The following is a 2,920-nucleotide window of genomic DNA, read 5'->3' as shown; positions in this document are numbered from 1 at the left end:
CAGCCTATGCGATCTGGACGGGCGTGGGTGCGGTCGGCACGGTAATCGCCGGGATCATTCTGTTTGGTGAATCGATGGCGCTGTTTCGGCTGGCCAGTGTGGCGTTGATTATTGCCGGGCTGATTGGGCTCAAGGTCAGCGCTTAGGTCACYACCGCCATCGTCGGAACGCCGCCCGGGGCAAGCCCGGCTCCCACAGGATTATGGAGTTCACACAATTTGTGGAACAACACAAAACCTGTGGGAGCCGGGCTTGCCCCGGGCGGCGTTCCGACGATGGCGGTAGTGACCTAAGCGCTGACCTTGAGCCCAATCAGCCCGGCAATAATCAACGCCACACTGGCCAGCCGAAACAGCGCCATCGATTCACCAAACAGAATGATCCCGGCGATTACCGTGCCGACCGCACCCACGCCCGTCCAGATCGCATAGGCTGTGCCCAGGGGCAATTCCTTCATCGCAAGGCCCAGCAAACCAAGGCTGACGGCCATGGCCGCAACGGTCAACGCGGTGGGAAGAGGGCGGCTGAAACCGTCGGTATACTTCAGGCCAACGGCCCAGCCGACTTCGAACAGGCCGGCGAAAAACAGGATGATCCAGGACATGAAAGACCTCCATCGATTGACGGGGTCGTCCCCAGATTAATGACTCGATCGAGCCGCGAGGTCGTCCTCGCGTTGCGCCATAGAGTGCCCATCATTAACCCGGGGATCAAGTTTTCGGCTTATTCGGTTGCCTGCTGTGCAGCGATTTCACGGTCTTCTTTCTCGCTCATTCGACGGAAATACGTCGAGAGCAGCGCCCCGGAAATGTTGTGCCACACGCTGAACAAAGCACTTGGCACCGCCGCCAGCGGCGAGAAGTGTGCACTGGCCAGTGCGGCGCCCAGCCCGGAGTTTTGCATGCCGACTTCCAGCGCAAGCGATTTGCGTTGGGCCAGCGGCAGCTTGAACAGGCGCCCGGTGAAGTAGCCCAGCAGATACCCGAAGCTATTGTGCAGCATCACCACCGCCATGATGAGCAGGCCGGACTCGGCAATCTTCGCCTGGCTGGCGGCCACCACGGCGGTGACGATGATCACGATGCTCACCACCGAGATCAGCGGCAACACTTCCACCGCGTGTCGAACCTTGGCACCCAGTACCCGTTGAGCCACCACACCGAGGATGATTGGCAGCAGCACCACTTGCAGAATCGACCAGAACAGCTCCATGAAGGACACCGGCAACCAGGCCGACGCCAGCAGCCAGATCAACGCAGGGGTCAGCAGCGGGGCGAGGAGGGTGGTGACGGCGGCGATGGCCACCGACAGGGCCAGATCGCCGCGCGCCAGCCACGTCATCACGTTTGAGGAGGTGCCGCTTGGGCAGCAACCGACCAGAATCACACCGACGGCGATTTCCGGTGGCAGGTGAAACGCCTGGCAGAGCAACCACGCCACACCGGGCATGATCACGAAATGCGCAACCACGCCCAAGGCCACTCGCCATGGATGGCGGGCGACTTCGGCGAAGTCTTCAAGTTTGAGGGTCAGGCCCATGCCGAACATCACCAACCCCAGCAGCGGCACGATCGCGCCCTTGAGGCCGATGAACCACGCCGGTTGCAGGAAGGCCACGACCGCGAAAATCAGTACCCAGTAAGCGAAGGTATTGCCGACAAAACGACTCAATGCAGCGAGTGCGCGCATGGCCTGATCCTTATTAATAAGTAACACCACAAATACCAATGTGGGAGCGAGCCTGCTCGCGATGGTGTCATCACGGTCAACATTTACGTCGACTGTTAATCCGCTATCGCGAGCAGGCTCGCTCCCACAATTGAGATCACAAGGCTTTAGATACCTTGTGGGGTCTCTTCGCCACCCAAGGCTTCAACCAGTGCCGGCAGGAAGTCACCGAAGGTCAGCATCATCAGGGTAAAGCTCGCGTCCAGTTGGCCCAGGGCCTCTTCGCCGCCGTCCTGTTCCGCCTGGTCTTGCAGCAGGTCTTCGAACTTCAGGCGCTTGACCACCATCTTGTCGTCGAGGACGAAAGACAGTTTGTCTTGCCAGGCCAGCGACAGCTGAGTGACCACTTTGCCGGTGCTCAGGTGCAGCTGGATTTCTTCACTGGTCAGATCCTGACGCTTGCAACGCACAATCCCGCCGTCTTCGTGGGTATCACGCAGCTCGCATTCATCCAGCACAAAGAAATCGTCCGCGGCTTTCTGGGTGGTGACCCATTCAGTCATGGTGGCGGTTGGCGACATTTTGACGGTCAGCGGACGTACCGGCAGAGTGCCGATTACTTCACGCAGGGTGGACAGCAAGTCCTCGGCACGTTTCGGGCTGGCCGAGTTGACCAGGATCAGGCCCTGTTTCGGCGCGATGGCGGCGAAAGTCGACGAGCGACGAATAAAGGCGCGCGGCAGGAACGCCTGGATGATTTCATCCTTGATCTGGTCGCGCTCCTTCTTATAGACCTTGCGCATTTGCTCGGCTTCGATCTCATCGACCTTTTCCTTCACGGCGTCGCGCACGACGCTGCCTGGCAAAATGCGTTCTTCTTTACGCGCAGAGATCAGCAGGAAGTCGCCGCTGACATGGACCAGCGGTGCATCTTCACCCTTACCGAATGGCGCGACGAAACCGTAGGTGGTCAACTCCTGGCTTGCACATGAACGCGCCAGTTTGGTGGCCAGTGCAGTTTCCAACGCCTCGGCATCAACAGGCAGATCTTGGGTCAGGCGATAGATAAGCAGGTTTTTGAACCACATGGGGTAAGTCTCTCCTTATATACAAAGGGGGGCATTATTCTCTTAGCGGCGCCATAGGCCAACCCTTCGCTAAGCCTTTGGAAGGCCTGAGAAAATTATTTAAAAAAGTGCTTGCCAGAGGTGAGGTCGCTCCGTAGAATGCGCGCCACACATGCGCGCCACAC

At 59.0% G+C, this 2,920-nt stretch carries 4 protein-coding genes; 1 reads left to right on the top strand and 3 read right to left on the bottom strand.

The annotated features are described in order from the left end of the window. Window positions 1-146 (top strand): SMR family transporter (locus tag AC1DSG_RS29805; protein WP_477794075.1); only part of this gene is annotated, 146 nt, incomplete at its 5' end. Between the two features lie 143 nt (window positions 147-289). On the opposite strand, the gene sugE is transcribed toward AC1DSG_RS29805, so the two are convergent. The 3 genes from sugE to rdgC all read right to left on the bottom strand — a co-directional run bounded on the left by sugE (window position 290) and on the right by rdgC (window position 2,756). Further along, window positions 290-604: a quaternary ammonium compound efflux SMR transporter SugE gene (sugE, locus tag AC1DSG_RS29800; RefSeq protein WP_150778620.1), complete on the bottom strand. Its 315-nt coding sequence runs from the start codon at window positions 602-604 to the stop codon at window positions 290-292. Between the two features lie 119 nt (window positions 605-723). After that, a complete protein-coding gene (locus tag AC1DSG_RS29795; protein ID WP_477794074.1) occupies window positions 724-1,689 on the bottom strand; it encodes a bile acid:sodium symporter family protein in 966 nt (321 codons plus the stop codon). Window positions 1,690-1,835: 146 nt separating this feature from the next. Beyond that, window positions 1,836-2,756 (bottom strand): recombination-associated protein RdgC, encoded by a 921-nt coding sequence (rdgC, locus tag AC1DSG_RS29790; RefSeq protein WP_477794073.1) that lies wholly within the window; start codon window positions 2,754-2,756, stop codon window positions 1,836-1,838. Window positions 2,757-2,920 lie beyond the last annotated feature (164 nt).

Source organism: Pseudomonas sp. P5_A12 (genome assembly GCF_056400685.1).
This window is presented reverse-complemented; position numbering and strand designations above follow the sequence as displayed.